Source organism: Dehalococcoidia bacterium (genome assembly GCA_030648205.1).
GTDB lineage: Bacteria > Chloroflexota > Dehalococcoidia > JAUSIH01 > JAUSIH01 > JAUSIH01.
This window is the reverse complement of record JAUSIH010000054.1, coordinates 1-18,704: the sequence shown is the minus strand read 5'-3', so window position 1 is coordinate 18,704 and position 18,704 is coordinate 1. Positions and strand designations below refer to the sequence as shown.

The window sequence follows — 18,704 nt, the reverse complement described above, 5'->3', positions numbered from 1 at the left end:
ACTCCGCCGTCCGAAATCGCATTGCCTGGTGTCAGCGATTGGGCAAGACGGCTGGCCGCGCAAGCACATCTCTGGCGTACCCATCAAAGGACGCGAAGGGGAGGCCCCAGACCGTCGTCGCTTGATGGGCTATTACAGTTGCAGGCGTGGGTCCAGAGCGTCCCGGAGTGCGTCGCCGAAGAAGTTGAAGCCGAAGACAGCCAGGGTGATAGCCAGACCCGGGAAGACGGCCATCCACGGCGCGGTTACGATGTACTGCCGCCCCGCTCCTGAAAGCATGCCGCCCCACGATGGCTCAGGCTGGGGAACGCCTAGTCCCAGGAAGCTGAGGCTGGCCTCCACCAGGATCGCCCATCCCAGACCCGCTGTGAGCACGATGATGTACGGCGCCACGCAATTGGGCAGCACATGTCTGAAGAGGATGCGCAGGTCGCCCGCGCCAATCGCACGAGACGCCTGCACGTAGTCGGCTTCACGTATGGACAGTGCCGCCGAACGGACGACGCGTGCCCCCTGCGGGATAAGGACCACCGTCAGTGCGACCACCACGTTGTTGATGGATGACCCCAGCGCCGCTACGATGGCGAGGGCCATCACAAGCATGGGGAAAGCCATGAGTACCTCGAGCAGGCGTTGAGTGAGAAGGTCTGTGATGCCGCCCCAGAACGCACCCGCAAGCCCGACCAGCGCCCCCACAGTCATGCCCATCCCCACCGCCAGTCCACTGACGTAGAGAGAGATGCGAGCACCCCACACAATGCGCGTGAAAAGGTCGCGGCCAAATTCGTCGGTGCCCAGCAAATGCGCAGGACTGGGAGGCACCCGAATAGCCTTATAGTTGGTCTCGTACGAGCCGTAGGGGGTGACAACCGGCGCGAACATCGCCAGCAGAATCATGACCGCGACAATCGCCGCACCTGCCGCGCCCAGCGGCTTGCGCCAGCAGAACCGAAGAGCTTGCTGGAAGAGGCTCGAATGCCGGTGCGCCACTTGGAGCGACAGGGCATCAACGTTGATAGTCATGATGTGCTTTCCCTTATGTGTACCGGATGCGCGGGTCCAGCCATGCATACGTCATGTCCACGGCGAGATTGACCAACACCTGGAGCACGGCGATGAGCAGCACGATCGTCTGCACGATGGGATAGTCACGGCTCAGGATAGACTCGATGAGGGTGGTGCCAAGACCCGGCAGCACGAAGATGATCTCCAGGAGCATGGTGCCGCCGATAAGCACGCCGAATTGCAGGCCGGAGAGCGTGACGATAGGTAGCAATGCGTTCTTGAGCGCGTGCGCATAGATGAGTGTGATCTCCCGCAAGCCCTTCGCCCGCGCTGTCCGCACATAGTCCTGCCGCAGCACCTCCAGCATTTGCGAGCGCGTCATGCGTCCCAACACGGCGGCCTGGTAATAGCCCAGGACAAGCACAGGCCAGACCATCTGCTGGATATTTTTCAACGGGTCTTCGAAGAGCGTAACGAACCCCAGCGGCGGCATCCAGTTGAAGGCCATCGTCAGAATCAGGATGACGAGCGTGGCCGTCCAGAAGACGGGCATGGCCAGTCCACCGACGGTCGCTACGCGGAAGATATAGTCCATCTCCGTGTCCTGGTGCATGGCGGAGAGCACGCCGAGGGGAATCGCGATGCAGAAAGAGACCAGGGTGGAGAAGACGATCAGCTCGAGAGTGACAGGCAACGCCCCGGCGATCTCGTCCGCAATCGGCCTGTCCGTTTTCAGGGAGCGCCCGGGGTCAAGGCGCAGGATGCCGGTTGCCCACGAGACGTATTGCTGCGGCAGGGTTTGGTCCAAGCCGAGCCGATGCCGCAGGTCTGCCATTTGCTGCGGATTGGCGACGCTCGATCCCTCCGACCCCGACAGGATGATCATCGCCACATCTCCGGGGATGACGCGCAATACCAGGAAGATAGTGACGGAGACGAGGAACAGCGTTGGAATGGCGAGCAGGAACCGTCGCAGAAGGTACTGCCGCATAGACGTCTCGCATCACGCGGCGGGGCCAACGTGGCCCAGTCGCGGTATCATCACAGTCGACGGAATGGCGGTCGCTACGGGGCCAGCCAGACGGTGTCCAGCTTCTGATTATTGGTCAGCCCGACGCCGGGATGGTAGCCCCGGACTTCCTTCCACGCGCCCATCTGCGCCATCAGGTTATACATGAGAGCAATCGCCGCCTGGTCGTGGATGCGGCGCTGTATGTCCTGGACTAGCTTCGCCCGTTGCGCCGGGTCCGCCGTCGCGCCTTGCTGGTCCAGCAGCTTGTCCAATTGCGAGTCGCTGAAGTTCGAGTAGTTCTGAGAGGCGCCCGTTCGGAAGAACGGGTCCAGCTTTGAGTCAGGGTCCTCGATCAGCGGCGTTGGGCCAAAGTTCACTGACTCGTAGTCCTTCTTGCTCAGGCTCACCTGATACGTCCCAAATTCCTGGGTGTCGAGCTGGACGTCAATGCCGATTTTGGCGAGCTGGTCCTTAATGAGCACTCCCCGAGACGCGAAGCCGGAGCCACCGCGGTTGATGTGGACGGTCTTGAAGCCGTTAGGGTAACCGGCGTCCGCCAGCAGCTTCTTGGCCTGGGCGATATCGTCGTTGGTGACAGCGGTGCCCTGGCGATAGCCGGACCAGCTCCTCACCTCCGAGTTGGGCAGTGCGAACGGCGAGTCAGACGGGTACAAGAACGAGACTTGTCCTGTGCCCTGGCCGAGCACGTCAATGGTGGCCTGCCGGTCCATCACCATGTCCGCGGCGCGGCGCACGCGCACATCGTCGAAGGGCTTGCGCTGGACGTTGAACCAGAGGATGGACGACCCGAGGTTGGGCCACACCCACACCTGGATTCTGTTACCGATCTCCCGCTCGGCCCGAAGCCGCTGCTCCGAGGTGGTGAAGCCCTGGGTGCCGCGCGCGGTCATGAGTACCTGGCGCGTGCGGAACGCGGCGTACCGCGTCTCCGTGTCCTGGACGATGAAGAACTTGACGCCGTCCAGGTAGGGCCTGCCGGGCACGAAGTAGTCGGGGTTCCTGGTCCATTCCACGCTGACGCCGCGTGTGTACTTGACGAACTTAAAGGGGCCTGTGCCCACCACGTCGCTTTTCATGTGGCCTTTGGCCTGGATGACGTGTTTGGGCATGATGACCATCCACCCGTTGGCGATGGTCGGAATGAATGAAGCGCGGGCCTGCTTGAGGGTGATCACTACTGTCAGGGGATCCGGCGCTTCGGTGCGAGAGATGTTCTGCAACTGGTCCGCGCGCGGAGATACGGTGCCCGGCGGCGGGTTCCGCATGCGGTCCAGGCTGAAGACCACATCGGCTGAGGTGAAGGGCTGGCCATCATGCCACTTGATGCCCTTGATCAGGTTGAAAGTATACTTGAGGCCGTCAGGACTGACCGCCCATTTTTCCGCCAGGTCGCCTCCGATCTTGTAGATGTCCAGGGGGTCGTACTGAATGAGCGTGTTGTAACCCGGCCCGATGGGGTTCAGCGTTTGAATGGAGGCCTCCTGTTGAATATCGAAGGTCGGCGGATCGCCGAAGTGGCCCTCGGTGAGGACGCCCCCGGAGCGCGGTTTCTCTCCGACTGATAGTGGCGTGGGAGTCGGCGCGACGGCTGGCACGAGTGTGGGCGTGGGCCGCGCGGCCGCGGTGGCCTGCGGCTGGGGTGCGGCGGTAGGCTGCGCGGAGGGCGGGGGCTGCGCCGCGGGCGCGGCGGGAGGCGCCTGGGGAGCGCAGCTAGCGATCAGAAGCACAAGGCTGAGGAGCAAGGGTGAAACCACTCGGACCAAGCGACTCGCGAAGGACATAACGGCCTCCCTCGGCGTTTTTCGACGGCAGTGGATATGGACTCAAGCTGTCGCGATTATAGAGCGGCGTGACCCCCCGCGTCAACTTCGCAGGCCTTGACAGTCAAGGCTGTGGTTGTTAGTGTTAGCCCGGACGTTACGGTGCCTAGCTCCGCGAGGGGATGTTGGGCCGAAAAACGTCGCGAGGTGCGTATATGAGTCCAATGGCAGAACGTATTGTCGCTGCTGGCGTGGACGACGCCGTGGAGGAGGCATATCGCCGCGGTTGGACCGACGGTCTTCCCATCGTGCCTCCAACCGAAACCAAGGTCGCCCGATTTCTGAGCTATCTGGGACGGGACCCCCAGGAGCGCCTCGGCGTGGTGCCTCCAAAGAACGGAGTTGCCACAGTAGAAAAGGTGCTCATCAATTGCGTGATGGCCGGATGCCTGCCGGAGTATGTCCCCGTGGTGCTCGCAGGCTTGAAAGCGATGCTCCAGCCCACGTTCAATCTGAACGGCGTGCAGGCCACCACGCATTGCGTGGCGCCCCTCGCCATCGTCTCAGGGCCGCTCGCGCAGGGGTTGGGCTTCAACAGCGGCGACGGCTGCTTTGGCGGTGGCTCGCGGGCCAACGCCACCGTGGGCCGTGCTTTGCGACTCATCCTGTGGAATATCGGCGGTGGACATCCTGGGGAGATTGACAAGGCCACGTTTGGTCACCCCGGCAAATACGCGTACTGCATTGCGGAGAACCAGAAGGACAATCCGTGGGAGCCTATTCACGTCGCGCGCGGCCTGAAAGCGGACGAGAGCGCCGTGACAATGTTCGGCTGCGAGGCGCCGCACAGCGTCATGGCGGGTCCCGGTCCGGCCCTTGCCGTGCTAGAGACCGTGGGGGACTGCATCGCCACGCTGGGGAGCAACAACACGCACTTGGCGGGTGAGACTCTCGTGTGCATAGGGCCTCGCATTGCCTCGGTGCTGGCCCGAGGCGGCTTCACTCGGCAAACGATTCAGCAGTACCTTTTTGAGAACGCCCGCAAGCCGCTGGGAGTGCTGAAGATGGGGCCTCGGGCGTCCGACGTGGAAGGCAACCCTGAGTTCCTGTGGCCCAAACGCCGCAACACTGAAGCGCTGGAGCCGGAAATGCGGCGCCGCCTGTGGCCCAAGTGGATCGCCGAGCAGAACAACGCCGCCATGATTCCCATTTTCGAGCGTCCCGATGAGATCCACATTGTGGTCGCTGGTGGATGGGGTGCTACCGCGGGCTTCTGCATGGTCTGCCCGGGGTGGGGACACATGGGCGGCTTAGCCCAGACCGAACGTATCGAAAGTCCAGCGCCGAAGTAGCGCGGTAGTTGTTCCAGACTGTCATTGGCCCCTACAGGGACGCTAGCGGAGCGGTCCGACGTCAGGCAAGGAGGACTCATGGAGAGAACAGCCAAGACTGGACAGGTGGTCATGCTGGACCCGGTCGGCCAGCCGGAAACGCAGGGCCAGCGGATTTCATCCCGCGTCGCCGACCTTAACGGCAAGTCCATCGGGTTTCTGTTCAACGGCGGCTATTCCGGTGAACTCGTCTTCAATCACATTCGGCAGCGGCTCGGAGAGGCGCACCGTTTCGCCAACGCGATGTCCCTGGTGAAGCCCAACGTCTGCGCCCCCGCGCCCAAGGCCATGATTGAGGAGATCGCCAATTCGTGCGACGTGGCGGTGGTCGGCGTTGGTGTCTGAGGGAGCTGCACATCCGGCGCCGTGCGCGACGCTGTTGAGCTTGAGAGACGCGGAATCCCCGTTGTCATGGTCTCTCAGGATGTTTTCGAGGCTGCATCCAAGGCGCAAGCCCGCGTTCTAGGCATGCCTGACCTCCGGCTGGTAATAGCGCCCCAGACCCGGCCCGGGGACACACGGGAAAAGCTGCAACGGGAGGCGGAGGAAGCCTATAAGAAAGCGGTGGAGGGCCTGACAAAGCCACTCGCCCAGCCTGCCTCCCCTTAGAAGTAGCGCAAGGAGAGCCTCTGCAAGTCTGTGCCGCCGAGGCTCTTTCGTGTATGTGAAGCTTGCTACTCTCGTAGCGTTGAACTACGAGAGTGTGTGCTCTGTTCCAAAGGCCGTCCTGGGTAGCCGGTCCGTCCATGCTTCCACACTGGGATAGCTATACCTGAGGATAGACAGGGTCTTCCACTTCCTTGTCCAGCATCACCTGAGCAGCGCTGTAGTTTCCACGCAGATAGAAAAGCACTGGGCCGAAGGGGTTCTTCAGCGTGATTTTGACGGTATATCGATCCGTCGCCTCGATTTTGTCGATCTTCTCCAGGTTACCTTTCCAGATATAAGTCGCCCCGGGCCTCCGCAGGCGCTCCAAGTTCCAAACGGCATCAGCGGCCGTGAACTCACGCCCGCTGACCGGAGGCAGGTTATGAAAGTTCACGCCCTTACGAATACGTAGGATAAGCGTCGTGTCGTTGGGGAACTCCCAGCTTTCCGCCAAGCCAGGCTCGGGTGAGCCATCCTTTGGATTGAAATCCACCAGGAACTCTCCAAGATAGGCCCACAAATTGCTGACGCCCTGCTCCCGATGAGGGTCCCAGTGAGCGGGGTTAGAAGCGGCGATAAGATGCAGTGTACCTCCGCGCTTGGGTTGAATGGCCGCCGGGGTGGAAGGAACGGCAGTGCGAGCAGGAGTCGGGGTCGCTGCGGGCGCGTTCGCCGCCGGGTTTGGCGCCGTAGGGACCACGCTCGGACGCGGCGCCGGAGACGCGACGGGTGTGGCAGGTGCGGACGCTGGCGCGCTTGGCTGCGGCGATGTGCTGGGAGCACAGCCCCCAACGACTAACGAAAAGCCAGCAAATAGGACCATTCCCCTGGCTATGACCTGCCCTAGTGGACCTTGAGTAAGGGACATCTATCTCCTCCGCTCGCTTCTCGGCACTGGATATTCCGAAACTGCCGATAGCGTTTCGTATCTTACCACTGCTCGGAGGCGATTGTAGGAGCCTACCGCAAGACTGTCAAGTGCCATGACGCCTTGCTCTAGTCCAGGCCCAGCCGCTCCAACTCCGCGTCGTCCATGCCGAAGTGATGTGCGACCTCGTGGAGAACGGTGATGCGCACCTCCTCCACGACCTCGTCGTCCGAGGCGCAAGCGGCCTCGATGGGCTTCTGGAAGATAAGAATGCGGTCGGGGAGCGCCATGTTGTAGTCGAAGCGCTCGGTGAGCGGTACGCCCATGTACAGGCCCAGCAGGTCGCGTTTGTCCTCCGCGCCCGCCTCGTCCAGGTGCTCCGGACGCGGCCAGTCTTCCACCACGACGGCTACGTTGCGGAGGCTGTCGCGGAACCGCGCAGGGAGACGCCCCAGCGCCCGTTCGACCAATCGCTCAAACCTCCGCCGGTCCATCCGCGTCAGCCTTGCCGCTACAACTCGACGGGACGCGTCTGAAGCCGCCCGCCTACGCGCTCCAGCACGCCCGCGCGCACGTCATGCCCGTGCTCAAAGACGATGACCCACCCTTCCCGCTCCGCCTGCTCCAGAAGCCGCTGCTTCCACCGCATGCTGTCGAGCGGGAACAGGTCAAACGCGGCGACCCACGGGAGCGGCAGATGGTGATGCGTGGGAACCAAGTCGCCCAAGTACATGAGCTTGTGCCCGCCGGACTCCAGCAGAACAATCTGGTGGCCCTGTGCGTGGCCGCCCGTCAGCTTCGCCGTGACGCCCCTGTACACCTCCGCGTCGCCGTCCAGCAGCTCCAGCACACCACGCGAGAACAGCGGCTCGAAGTCGTCCGGGTGGTAGCCGGCGGCGCTGCGCTCGTCTGGAGGGTGGGCCGCGTCCCAGCTTGCGCGCTGCACCAGGTACTTGGCCCGCGGGAAGGTGGGGACAACCTGGCCGGAGTGCGTCATGCGTGTGCTGCCGCCGCAGTGGTCCCAGTGCAGGTGGGTGAGCACGACAAGATCAATCTCGTCCGGGCGCACGCCGTGGGCCTTCATGTCCCGCAGCAGCCTGCCCGCGCGCAGGCCGAAGTTCTTTTTTATCTTGGGCGGCTCCTTGGAGCCGATGCCGTTGTCCACCAGGATGGTCTTGTCGCCCGTCCGGATGAGCAGGCAGTTCAGCCCCATGCGGATGCGGTTCTTCCTGTCGGGGCGGCAGCGCGGCGCCCACAGCGCCCTGGGCACCACGCCGAACATGGCCCCGCCGTCAAACCGGACGAGGCCGTCGCTGAGTATGTCCACCGTGAGGTCGCCGTACCGCATGGCTAAGACCTATAACCTACCGTGTAGCTGATCATCCTTCGACAGGCCCAGGCTGGATGAGCACCTTCAACAGTATACCGCCACAACACGCGGCAGGCGATAAGCGGGGCACACTTCGGCCTCGGAGCGACCGCCGGTACGCCACTGGCGGACATGGCCGTTCGCGGCTATACTCTGCCTCAACCTCGTCGCAGGAGGCGCCCCATGCCTGACGCCGATCCGATCTTCGCCCTCGCGCGGCACGTGGCCGCGACGCGGTACGACGTCATCCCGCGCGCCGCGCGGGAGGCCGCCCGGCGCTCCATCATGGACACGCTCGGCACGGCGCTTGCTGGCGGCGGCATGCCGCTCGGCCGGACCGCCGCGGACATCGCGCGCGCGTGGGGCGGCGCCCCGGAGTGCTCCCTGCTCGGCTACGCGGACAGGCTCCCCGCGCCGCACGCCGTCTTCGCCAACGCCGCGCTCGCCCGCGTGACCGACCTCGACGACATGGACGAGACAGTCGGCGAGCACCCGGCCATCGCGCCGGTCATGTCGGCGCTGGCCGCCGCCGAGGCCGGAGGTCCTTCCGAAGCGCGGAAGGACGACGGCAGGACGCTCGTCGCCGCCGTGGCGCTGGCGACGGACACGGGCATCCGCATACGGTCGGCGCTGCGCTCGGAGCCGGGCGACCGCCCGTGGTGCCCGGAGGTGTACGCGCCGTTCGCGGCGGCTGCGGCGGCGGGCCGCGTGTTCGGCTTCGACGAAGAGCGCATGGTCAGCGCGCTGGGCATCGCGCTGGAGCAGGTGTCCGGCACGTGGCAGATGCACCGCGAGGGCGCGAGCGTCTACCAGCTCCAGTACGCGCTGGCGGCGAAGGCGGGCTTCCTCTCCGCGTGGCTCGCGCGACAGGGCGTCACCGGGCCGACGAAGGTCATCCTCGGCGAGTACGGCCTCGCGCGGCACTACAGCGTCGGCGGGATGGACGTCGAGAGGCTGACCGCTGGCCTGGGCGAGCGCTACCTGAACACGCAGGCGACGGTGAAGGTGTACGCGTGCGGCGGCTTCACGCACCGGCCCATCGAGGGGATGCGCAGGCTGGCGAAGCAGCACGGCATCGCGTGGGACGCCATCGAACGCATCGTCGTGCGCATCAACAAGCACGGCTACCAGCGCGTGTGCCATCCCATCGAGGTCAAGCGCGCCCCGCCGTCGTTCCTGGAGGCGCAGTTCAGCGCGCCGTTCGCCGTCGCGACCGCCGCCGTGCTCGGCGACGTGTTCCTGGACGAGATGAACGAGAAGACCATGCGCGACCCCCGCGTCCTGGCGCTGGCGCGGCGCGTGGAGTGCGTGATGGACCCGTCGCTGGACAGGCCCGGCCTCATCCTGACGCCCGTCGTCGTGGAGGTCACGATGCGCGGCGGGGCGACGCACCGCGTGGTCGTCGAACGCGTGCGCGGCCATCCGGGCGAGCCGCTGACGCTGGTGGAGCTTGGCGACAAGTTTCGCCGGTGCGCGCGCCATGCCCAGTCGCCGCTGCCGGGCGAGCGCGTTGAGCGCGCCATCGGGATGCTGGCGCGGCTGGAGGACGTGCCGGACGTGCGCGAGGTGACGGCGCTGCTGAGGAGTGGTTAACCCCACGCCCTGACTCTCTCTCCGTCTCCGTTGCCGAGGGGAATAGACCCGTCCGCCGTCGCGTCGGCCCGCACGGCTGCTTCATTCCGATGTTTGGCGAGAGCAGGAGTAGTTCGCGCCGCATCGTATTTCCGGAGCAGGGGTAGAGAGATGAAATTCCGCATGACGCTGGTGGCGGAAGACCTTTCCGAGTTCGTCAGGCACGTCAGGCTGGCCGATTCGCTCGGCTTTGACGTGGTGGTGGGCGACTCACAGACGGCGTACCGCGAGTTGTACGTGTGCCTGACGCTCGCGGCGCTCAACACGAAGCGCGCGATCATAGGCCCGTGGGTCACGAATCCGGTCACGCGCCATCCCGCGGTTACCGCCAGCGCCGTCAGCAGCATTGAGGAGCTTGCGCCGGGCCGGACAGTCATCGGCATCGGCACGGGCGACAGCGCGGTGTACAACCTGGGCCTGAAGCCAACGTCCATCGAGGAGCTTGACCACTACATCCGCGCGCTGCGCGAGCTGTGGGACAGCGGGCTGACGCTGTACCACGGCAAGACCATCCGGCTGACGTGGGCGAAGCGGCGCATCCCCGTCTATATAGCAGCGGGCGGGCCGAAGACGCTGCGCTACGCCGGACGCCACGGGGACGGCGTAATCGTCGGCACGGGGCTGCTGCCGGAGGTGATCCACGACACGCTGGAGCATATAGACGCGGGCGCGAAGGAGTCAGGCCGCCGCGTGGAGGACATGGACATCTGGTGGCTGTGCAAGATGAATCCGTCCACGAGCCGCAAGGCAGCGACGCAGGAGATGAAGAATAGCCTCGCGGCCACGGCGAACCACTCGTTCCGCTTCTCGCCGGAGGGCAAGCGGCTGCCGCCGGAGTTGCTGCCCGCCGTGCGGAAGCTGCAGGAGAACTACGTTTTTCATGAGCACGTGAAGGTGGGCGCGAACAAGCCGAACGGCGTGCTGCTGGAGGAGCTTGGCCTGCTGAAGTACATGGCGGACCGCTTTCTGGTGGGCGGCACTCCGGACGAGTGCGTGGAGCAGTTGCGCCGGATTCACGCGGCTGGGGCGAAGAACCTGTGGCTCGGCGTGCACATGGCGGACAAGGACACGTTCATGAACACGCTCGCCGCGAAAATAGCGCCGCAGTTGCCCGCGTAACGGATACAAAAACCGGTATGCCGAGCTTAAGCAACCAGGACAGGGGTGGACGTGCCCTGAAAGAGGGTTGTTCAGGAAGCGGAACTACCGGCTCCGCCACTCGCGGAAGACAAGGCTTGTGTTGTGGCCGCCGAAGCCCAGGGAGTTGGTCATCGCCACCCTTACCGGCGTTCGGCGAGCGACGTTCGGGACGTAGTCCAGGTCGCACTCGGGGTCCGGCGTCTCATAGTTGATGGTGGGCGGGATGATCCCGTGCTGAATGGACAGAACGCAGACGGCCGCCTCAAACGCTCCCGCCGCGCCCAGCATGTGGCCGGACATGGACTTGGTGGAACTGACGGCCACCTTGTAGGCGTGCTCCCCGAAGAAGTCCTTGATGGCCTGCGTCTCCAGCTTGTCGTTCAGAGGCGTGGATGTCCCGTGGGCGTTGATGTACTGGACGTCCGTGGCCTGAAGCCCCGCCTTGCGTAGCGCGATACGCATCGCCCGCGTGGCGCCTTCGCCCCGGTCAGCGGGCGCGGTGATGTGGAACGCGTCGGCGGTGGCGCCGTAGCCGGCCAGCTCGGTCAGGATGCGTGCGCCCCGCGCCTGCGCGAACGTCTCGCTCTCCAGGATGAGGATGGCGGCGCCCTCGCCCATCACGAAGCCGTCCCGGTCCTTATCGAAGGGGCGGCTCGCCTTCTCCGGCGCGTCGTTACGACGGGACAGAGCGCCCATGTTGCCGAAACCCGAAACGCCTATGGGCACGATGGCCGCCTCAGCGCCTCCCGCAATCATCGCACGGGCGTCGCCGCGCCGGATGATCTCCGCGGCCTCACCCAGGGCGTCCGCGCTGCTGGAGCAGGCGGAGACCATGGCGAAGTTCGGCCCCTTGGCGCCGTACAGGATGGAGATATAGCCACCTACCATGTCCACAATCAACATGGGAATCAGGAAGGGGCTGACCCGCGACGGGCCTTTCTCGAAGAGCGTCTTGAAGCCCTCGCCCAGCGTCGTGATGCCGCCGATGCCGGAACTGACCGTGACACCGACGTCGGTGGCGATCTCCGGCGTTATCTTCAGGTTGGCGTTGTCCAGGGCCTCCTTCGCCGCCGCGACGGCCAACTGGTCGAGCCGGTCCATGCGCCGGGCTTCCTTCCGGTCAACGTACTTCAGAGGGTCGAAGCCCTTGACCTCCGCCGCAATGCGCGTCTCGAACTGCGTCGCGTCAAAGGCGGTGATGGGGCCGGCGCCGGAGCGGCCTTCCGTGAGGCTTTTCCAGCTCGACTCCGTATCGAGGCCCACCGGGGAGACAATGCCTATACCGGTTACAACTACCCGTTCCATCGCTCTCGTCGCTCCGCCTTGCTACGCCGCCCTGGCCGATGGGTCAGGCTCGCGGTCCGTCTGAATCCGCCTGCGCGTCATTCGATATTATAGCTGACGCTCGCCCTTTTCGGCAAGGAGCGGCTATCGCTAGTAGTGGGTCAATTTGAAGTCGTGGATTATTTGAGGGCGTCAATTCAAAACGTTGTGCCGTGATGGATGTGCGTCTATAATCCATCCCATGATATTCGCATTCATCGACGAAAGTGGACACCCCCATCCGAACGACTCCAGTTCGCGGCCTGTGCTTGCGGCTGCTTGCTTTGAGGCAAGTGAGCTAAAGAACCTTAACACCCAGATCTTTCGCCTTAAGAGCAGTCTCCTAGGCAAAGAACAGTTTGAGATCGAAATGAAAGCGAAGGACTTGGTAACGAGAGCAACGTTTCGAAGACGGCCTGACAAAAGAGAGTTCGTTGAAGCTTTCTTCGAAATGGTGAGGAATGCGCATCTCACCCTTTTCGCTGTCGTGATGGAAAGGCCCTTAACGCCTCCACCCACAGACAAAGATGTCTTGCCAATGCCATTCCGTAACATTCTCCAGCGTGTTAACCGCTTCGTGGAAACTGAATCGCCAACAGAGCTTGGCGCGATAATGTTTGATGGGAACGGAAGTCAGTATAACCAACTCGCGGAACGATTCAGTAATTGGCTTTTCAAATCTCGTCAGGGCCAATCCCTTACTCACCTGGCCGAAAGTCCTTTTTTTGTTGATTCAAGATATACCCCTGGCATCCAAGTTGCCGACATGATTGCTGGAGTGGTGCGGATTTACCAGGAGAACAATTTGAACAGATCCATCCCTAGGGGTGATTCATTTCTATCTGCCATCGCCAGGTATTACAAGATCGTTGAGCAGAAGACTGTTGACTTAACACCGCCGACAGGAACTCAACCATGGTACGGGATATACTTCATGTCGGAGCGGATGCACCACGTATTCGACGGGGCTGGTCAGGTAGAGGAACAAGCGCCAACGACTCCCCCCACAACACCCGCCACATAATAAGAGCCAGGAGTGACTCCGCCCGGGAATCACATCTGGCTCTTCACCCTAAATTGGAACACAATAGCTATTGATTGTCAATCCCCCCTCGGGAAACTTAATTCGCCTCCCCATCCCATCACCAGCGGCTGGACAATCCGACTACCCGCGAGTCCCGCAAATTGACCCATTACGCTACCCCTCGCTCAGAACGGGGCGCAGCTCCTTCTCCAGCGCCGCTCCCTGCTCCGGCGTCAGCTCCTCGATGGGCGGGCGCACGCCGACGCGCGGCAGGCCCGTCGCCAGGGAGACGGCGAGCTTCAGGGCGGCATACTCCGGGTAGCGCCGGAATATGTCCTTCACCTGGCTCAACCGCTTCTGCGCCCGCTCGGCGTCGCCGCCGGTGGCGTATGCCTGCTGCACCGCCTTGACCATGTGGGGCACGACGTTCCCCACGCCCGTCACCGCGCCCGCCGCGCCGAACCGCAGCGCGGAGAGAACGAGGTCGTCGCCGCCGGAGTAGATGCGCAACGCGGGGAACTTCTCGATGTAGTGGGCCGACTGCTCCGGCCTTCCCGAAGTGTCCTTGATGCCGTAGAGCTGCCGGGGGAACGCCTGCAGCAGGCCGTCCACCAGCGCGTCGGTTATCTCGACGCCGGAGTACTTGGGGATGTTGTAGAGGAGCACTCGCACCTCTGGCGGCAGGGCGCGAATGACCGTGGCGTAGTACTCAAAGAGGCCACGCAGCGACAGGCTCTTGAAGTAGAACGGCGGGACGATCAACACGCCGTCCGCGCCGCGCTCCGTGGCGTAGCGTGACACCTCAATGGTGTCGGTGAGCGACGCGAAGCCCGTGCCCGCGACGACGCCCAGCGTACCCTTGTGCGCCAGCACGGTGTCAATCAGCGCCTTGTGCTCGGCGACGTTCAGCGAGGGGCCTTCTCCGTTGGTGCCGCACGGCACGACGGCGTCCGCGCCGCGGGCGCTGAGGTACGCCAGATGTCGCGGGACCCAGTCGAGGTCAATCTCGCGGCCCCCCGGGGTGAAGGGTGTGAGCGTGGCGACGAGGACGCCTTTCAGGTCAGACATAGAACCCTCCTATCAACACCTTACTTCGCACCCTCTTCACTTGTATTACTTGCACTATCTTTTGGATAATTCCTTGTGCGACGGACGTAATTCACGGCCTCCAGCAACTTCAGAAAACTATCCCCTATGTGGCCCTGCGTGAACGTGATATATTCCGAGTCACCTAAAATACCTGTCTGCAGAGTTGTATTTTCCTCGACAACGGGCACAATTGGAACGCCAAGAGCCTTCGCGCCCGCCATTTCGTCACGAATCCATGCAGATTCACCATCTGCGGTTAGCAAGTATACTAGGAAGTCCGGCTTCTCTTTTGACAATCTTTCCTTGACTTTATCACTAATAGATCGTGGCTCATACCCAGTCCCTGTTACAACCTCGACCCCCAATAAAGCCAAGAATTTCTGAATCTGCACTGATGCTTGCTCAGAGCGAATATAGAAACGATAAGACAAAAAACACCGTAGCCGAGAGGTACCTCTGCTGTTGGTATCACTAGCAGGCGGCTCTCTCACATTCTCTGAAGCTACATACTCAGTAAAGCCTAGCTCTTTCTCTGCCTGAGTGCATAGACTCAAAAGTGTTTCAGCAGAATCTCCGCTGTATATCGCGAGAATAGAATCTCCCCAGTCTTGCAGACTCATGTATACCCCTTCGCCATTTAAGGTAGTAAAATGCACGGCAATAGAAGAACCATTTTTCAATGTCTCGACAGAGCCAATATCAGATATTGACACCTCCTTTTGCTCACTGAAACCACCTGATAATCTTCGGTCCCATTTAATACTGACGCTTTTTGACTTGTCTGCAAAAGCATTTATAAGCGACCGAAGCCCACCGCTAAACTCACCAGGGAGCCACGTGCGGTGGAGGTATTGCTTAAACCGTTGAGTTGTCATCTGAACCTCCTGCGTTATACGAGTGCAATACGAGTGACAAGTTATCTTTTAATTACTCCCTTATCAGCACGGCGCGCGCCGGAGCGCCGTCCGCGCCGCGCACCCGCAGCGGCAGACAGGCCAGCGTGTACTCGCCCGGCTCCACGCCGCTCAGGTCCAGCCCTTCAATCACCACGACGCCATGCCGCAGCAGCGCCCAGTGCGTCCGCGGCGGCGTCACGCCGAACCCCTCCACCGACAGGTAGTCAACGCCGACCAGCCGCACCCGCCGCGCCACCAGGTACTGCGCCGCCTCCTCCGTCAGGTAGGCAAAGTCCTTCTGGAACCCCTCGCGACGCCAGAGTCCTGAGTTGCGCGTCTTCAACAGCAGCCGCTCCGTCCCTTCCGGGATGCGCGCCCGCCCCAGGCTCGCGGTCGTGATGAGCGGCTCGTCCGGCAGGCCGACCACAAGCGCCTTGCCCATGAACACGTCCAGCGGCAGCTCGTCCACGGCGATTCCGCTGGTGGTGACGTGGCGCGGCGCGTCCACGTGCGTCCCGCAGTGCGCCGTGAAGGCGAGGCGCGAGGTGTTGAAATAGCCGCCCTTAACGATGGACGCCGTCTGCGTTACGTCAACTGGGGCGTCGCCGGGGTACACGTGCATGGACGGATGGATGGGAACGCTGATGTCGAAGATTTGCATGAGGAGGAGCCTCCCAAGCCTTTCACAAGCGTATCTGCAGAAAGCCGCCGCTCATGGTTCGACAAGTTCACCACGAGCGGCTGCGCTCACGGACGCGCGTTGACGCGCATAGCAACCACGACTATAATAGCACGCGGTCGCTGCCCCTCCAATTGCACCGCAATGGCGTACCACACGTCCGCCGCCCACGGCGGGAACAAGAGACAGGAGGGTTCCTACATGGACTATCCCGCGTACAAGACCATCCTCTTCGGCATCGAGAACAGCGTCGCCACCATCACCATCAACAACCCCGAACGCCGCAACGCCTGGAGCGACACCACGAGCCGCGAGATCGCGGACGTGTTCACGCTCATGGACGACGACGAGAATGTGCGCGTCGCCATTCTGACGGGCAATCAGGAGGGCAAGGCGTTCTCCGCAGGCGCGGACCTTAAGGACCCGAATGCTCACATCGTCAAGACCATCGGCGGCGGGCTGGACCGCGCGCACAAGGTCACGCGCCGCGCGTTCGACTCCGTGCACGAGTTCTCCAAGCCGGTCGTCGCCGCGGTCAACGGCTATGCCATCGGCATCGGCTGTCAGATATGTCTCTGCTGCGACATTCTCTACGCCGCCGAGGGCGCGGAGATGGGCATGCCGCAGGTCGCGCTTGGCATCATGCCCGCGTACGCCGGCGCGCCGCGCATGGCGCGCTTCGTGGGCAAGGGCAAGGCGATGGAGATGGCGCTGCTCGGCGAGCGCATCACGGCGGAGGACGGCTACCGACTGGGTCTCTTCAACAAAGTGGTGCCGCTGGCTGAACTCATGCCCCTTACGCGCAAGACCGCGGAAAAGCTGGCGAATCTGCCGCCGCTGGCCGTCAGGCTGACCAAGGAATCGGTCAGTCGCGGCCTGGACATCCCGAACATCAACGACGCCGCTGTCGCCGACGTCTACCGCTTCCTTTTGCTGGAGATGACCGAGGACAACAAGGAGGCGCACGCCGCGTGGCGTGAGAAACGGCAGCCCGTGTTCAAGGGGCGATAGCTCTTGCACGGCGCGACGTACATGCCCGTCATACCCACCGCCAACAGCGGCGACGAGGGCCGGATTGTCGAAAACATCGCCCTATCCTGAGTGAACGGGAAGGAGCTTTGCCCGTGCGCGAATTCGAATACGCAGCGCCCCGCACAGTGAAGGAGGCCGTCGCCCTGCTGGCGCGCGCCAACGGCGACGCCCGTTGCCTGGCCGGGGGCACCGACCTCATCGCCCAAATGAAGGAGGGACGCCGCAGCCCATCCCTGATTGTGGACATCAAGCGCATCCCCGACCTGATGCGGCTGGACTACGTGGAACGCCGCGGGCTGCGCCTGGGCGCGGGAGTGCCCTGCAGCACCATCTACGAGCACCCGGTCGTCAGGGAGAAATACCCCATCATCGTGGACGCGTGCAGCCTGGTCGGCTCGCTGCAAATACAGAACAGGGCAAGCGTCGGCGGAAACCTGTGCAACGGGGCGCCCTCCGCCGACACCGCACCGGCGTTCCTGGCGCTCAACGCGACGGCGGTCGTCGCGGGGCCGCGGGGGCGTCGCCAGCTTCCCCTGACTGAGTTTTTCGTCGGGCCGGGCAAGACGGCGCTTGCCCCTGGCGAGCTTCTGGTGGAGATCATCGTGCCGCCTCCTCCGGCACGCAGCGCGGGCAACTACCTGCGCTTCATTCCGCGGAACGAGATGGACATAGCCGTGGCGGGCGTCGGCAGCGTCGTCGTGCTGGGCGCGAAGGGCGTGTGCAAAGATGCGCGCATCGCCCTGGCGTCCGTGGCGCCCGTGCCTCTGCGCGCGCACGAGGCGGAAGAGCGCCTGCGCGGGCGTCCGCTTGACGCCGAGGCCATCCGAGAAGCGGGCGCGCTGGCCGCCGCCGCATGCAAGCCCATCAGTGATGTGCGCGGCTCGGCGGACTACCGTCGCCACCTGGTCAACGTGCTCACCCAGCGGACGTTGTACGCTTGCCTGAAGCAGCTTGGCGTGACGGGTGAGTCTTAGGTGTGCAAACGATGACACCACTGACGTATGCCTTGCAACACGGAGATGCAGGGGGTGAAGCCCCCTGCCGGGTTATAGGGGTGTCTCCCAGAAGTGTTCATCCCCCCTCCTTGTGAGGAGAGGGGGACAGGGGGTAAGGTCGTGAAGAAGCCCATTTCAATGACGGTGAACGGCGAGCGTTACGAGCTCCTGGTGGACTCGCGGCAGACGCTTTTGGACGCCCTGCGCGAGGGACTGAGCCTCTACGGGACCAAGGAGGGCTGCGGCAACGGCAACTGCGGCTCATGCACCGTCCTGCTCGACGACAAGCCCGTGGACTCGTGCCTGGTCTTCGCCCTGGAGGCGGACGGCCACAAGGTGACCACCGTGGAAGGGCTTGCCAAGGACGGCAGGCTGCATCCGGTCCAGCAGAGCTTCATGGAACACGGCTCGCTCCAGTGCGGCTTCTGCACACCGGGCTTCCTGGTGTCCGCCAAGGCGCTCCTCGACCGGAACCCCAACCCCACCGAGCACGAGGTGCGGCTCGCCATCGCGGGGAACCTCTGCCGCTGCACCGGCTACGACAAGATCGTGCGCGCCGTCATGGACGCCGCCGCGCAAGGCCGCGGCCAGCGCACCGCCGGATAACGGCATCGCGAAGATTGAGACGGCCCGCCCCATGCGATGGCGTCTCATGTGGAGACGTCACACAGGCAAAAAGGAGGGACTCATGCGTTCACCTGTGCGGATTCTGGCGCCCCTGGCCCTCGTGTTAGTCCTTGTGTTGGCATCGTGCTCCCCGGCGGCGCAGCCAGCCCCCGCCGCGCCCGCGCCGACGGCGTCGCGCCCTGCGCCCGCGGCT

General features: G+C 63.4%; 18 protein-coding genes. 8 read left to right on the top strand and 10 right to left on the bottom strand.

Features of this window, described 5'->3' with window-relative positions:
* Positions 1–132: 132 nt before the first annotated feature.
* The 3 genes from Q7T26_07440 to Q7T26_07430 form a co-directional block, all read right to left on the bottom strand.
* The gene (locus Q7T26_07440) at positions 133–1,023 is read right to left on the bottom strand and encodes an ABC transporter permease (protein MDO8531986.1); all 891 of its coding nucleotides are present in this window, start codon (positions 1,021–1,023) and stop codon (positions 133–135) included.
* A gap of 13 nt (positions 1,024–1,036) precedes the next feature.
* Complete coding sequence (locus Q7T26_07435; protein ID MDO8531985.1) at positions 1,037–1,996, bottom strand: ABC transporter permease; 960 nt, start codon at positions 1,994–1,996, stop codon at positions 1,037–1,039.
* Positions 1,997–2,070: 74 nt separating this feature from the next.
* Entirely contained in the window at positions 2,071–3,780 is a 1,710-nt protein-coding gene (locus Q7T26_07430; protein ID MDO8531984.1) for an ABC transporter substrate-binding protein, read from the bottom strand.
* Positions 3,781–4,022: 242 nt separating this feature from the next.
* Between Q7T26_07430 and Q7T26_07425 the strand changes: the two genes are divergently transcribed.
* Positions 4,023–5,150, top strand: a complete 1,128-nt coding sequence (locus tag Q7T26_07425) for a hypothetical protein (GenBank protein MDO8531983.1) — start codon at positions 4,023–4,025, stop codon at positions 5,148–5,150.
* Positions 5,151–5,228: 78 nt separating this feature from the next.
* Positions 5,229–5,534 carry a hypothetical protein gene (locus Q7T26_07420; protein MDO8531982.1) on the top strand — a complete coding sequence of 102 codons (306 nt, stop codon included), beginning with the start codon at positions 5,229–5,231 and terminating at the stop codon, positions 5,532–5,534.
* A 421-nt stretch (positions 5,535–5,955) separates the two neighbouring features.
* Here Q7T26_07420 and Q7T26_07415 read toward each other — a convergent pair whose 3' ends face one another.
* From Q7T26_07415 to Q7T26_07405, 3 genes are all read right to left on the bottom strand, one after another.
* Positions 5,956–6,330 carry an ABC transporter substrate-binding protein gene (locus Q7T26_07415; GenBank protein ID MDO8531981.1) on the bottom strand — a complete coding sequence of 125 codons (375 nt, stop codon included), beginning with the start codon at positions 6,328–6,330 and terminating at the stop codon, positions 5,956–5,958.
* A 503-nt stretch (positions 6,331–6,833) separates the two neighbouring features.
* Positions 6,834–7,199 (bottom strand): metallopeptidase family protein, encoded by a 366-nt coding sequence (locus Q7T26_07410; protein MDO8531980.1) that lies wholly within the window; start codon positions 7,197–7,199, stop codon positions 6,834–6,836.
* A 17-nt stretch (positions 7,200–7,216) separates the two neighbouring features.
* Positions 7,217–8,053, bottom strand: coding sequence for an MBL fold metallo-hydrolase (locus Q7T26_07405; GenBank protein ID MDO8531979.1), 837 nt, complete (start codon positions 8,051–8,053; stop codon positions 7,217–7,219).
* Positions 8,054–8,257: 204 nt separating this feature from the next.
* Here Q7T26_07405 and Q7T26_07400 point away from each other — a divergent pair, with 204 nt between their 5' ends.
* Together Q7T26_07400 and Q7T26_07395 are read left to right on the top strand one after the other, a co-directional pair.
* Entirely contained in the window at positions 8,258–9,667 is a 1,410-nt protein-coding gene (locus Q7T26_07400; GenBank protein ID MDO8531978.1) for an MmgE/PrpD family protein, read from the top strand.
* A 150-nt stretch (positions 9,668–9,817) separates the two neighbouring features.
* Positions 9,818–10,825, top strand: coding sequence for an LLM class flavin-dependent oxidoreductase (locus Q7T26_07395; protein MDO8531977.1), 1,008 nt, complete (start codon positions 9,818–9,820; stop codon positions 10,823–10,825).
* A gap of 84 nt (positions 10,826–10,909) precedes the next feature.
* On the opposite strand, the gene fabF is transcribed toward Q7T26_07395, so the two are convergent.
* Complete coding sequence (gene fabF, locus Q7T26_07390; protein MDO8531976.1) at positions 10,910–12,151, bottom strand: beta-ketoacyl-ACP synthase II; 1,242 nt, start codon at positions 12,149–12,151, stop codon at positions 10,910–10,912.
* Positions 12,152–12,371: 220 nt separating this feature from the next.
* On the opposite strand from fabF, the gene Q7T26_07385 reads away from it, so the two are divergent.
* The gene (locus Q7T26_07385; protein ID MDO8531975.1) at positions 12,372–13,193 is read left to right on the top strand and encodes a DUF3800 domain-containing protein; all 822 of its coding nucleotides are present in this window, start codon (positions 12,372–12,374) and stop codon (positions 13,191–13,193) included.
* 174 nt (positions 13,194–13,367) lie between these two features.
* Here Q7T26_07385 and Q7T26_07380 read toward each other — a convergent pair whose 3' ends face one another.
* From Q7T26_07380 to Q7T26_07370, 3 genes are read right to left on the bottom strand one after another with little or no spacing between them, the layout of a single operon-like run.
* Positions 13,368–14,261 carry a dihydrodipicolinate synthase family protein gene (locus Q7T26_07380; protein ID MDO8531974.1) on the bottom strand — a complete coding sequence of 298 codons (894 nt, stop codon included), beginning with the start codon at positions 14,259–14,261 and terminating at the stop codon, positions 13,368–13,370.
* 20 nt (positions 14,262–14,281) lie between these two features.
* A complete protein-coding gene (locus tag Q7T26_07375) occupies positions 14,282–15,157 on the bottom strand; it encodes a hypothetical protein (protein MDO8531973.1) in 876 nt (291 codons plus the stop codon).
* Between the two features lie 52 nt (positions 15,158–15,209).
* The gene (locus Q7T26_07370; GenBank protein MDO8531972.1) at positions 15,210–15,839 is read right to left on the bottom strand and encodes a cyclase family protein; all 630 of its coding nucleotides are present in this window, start codon (positions 15,837–15,839) and stop codon (positions 15,210–15,212) included.
* Between the two features lie 219 nt (positions 15,840–16,058).
* Here Q7T26_07370 and Q7T26_07365 point away from each other — a divergent pair, with 219 nt between their 5' ends.
* The 3 genes from Q7T26_07365 (at position 16,059) to Q7T26_07355 (ending at position 18,490) form a co-directional block, all read left to right on the top strand.
* Positions 16,059–16,868 (top strand): enoyl-CoA hydratase-related protein, encoded by an 810-nt coding sequence (locus Q7T26_07365; protein MDO8531971.1) that lies wholly within the window; start codon positions 16,059–16,061, stop codon positions 16,866–16,868.
* Positions 16,869–16,981: 113 nt separating this feature from the next.
* A complete protein-coding gene (locus Q7T26_07360; GenBank protein ID MDO8531970.1) occupies positions 16,982–17,863 on the top strand; it encodes a xanthine dehydrogenase family protein subunit M in 882 nt (293 codons plus the stop codon).
* 159 nt (positions 17,864–18,022) lie between these two features.
* Positions 18,023–18,490 (top strand): (2Fe-2S)-binding protein, encoded by a 468-nt coding sequence (locus tag Q7T26_07355; protein ID MDO8531969.1) that lies wholly within the window; start codon positions 18,023–18,025, stop codon positions 18,488–18,490.
* The last annotated feature ends 214 nt before the right edge of the window (positions 18,491–18,704 follow it).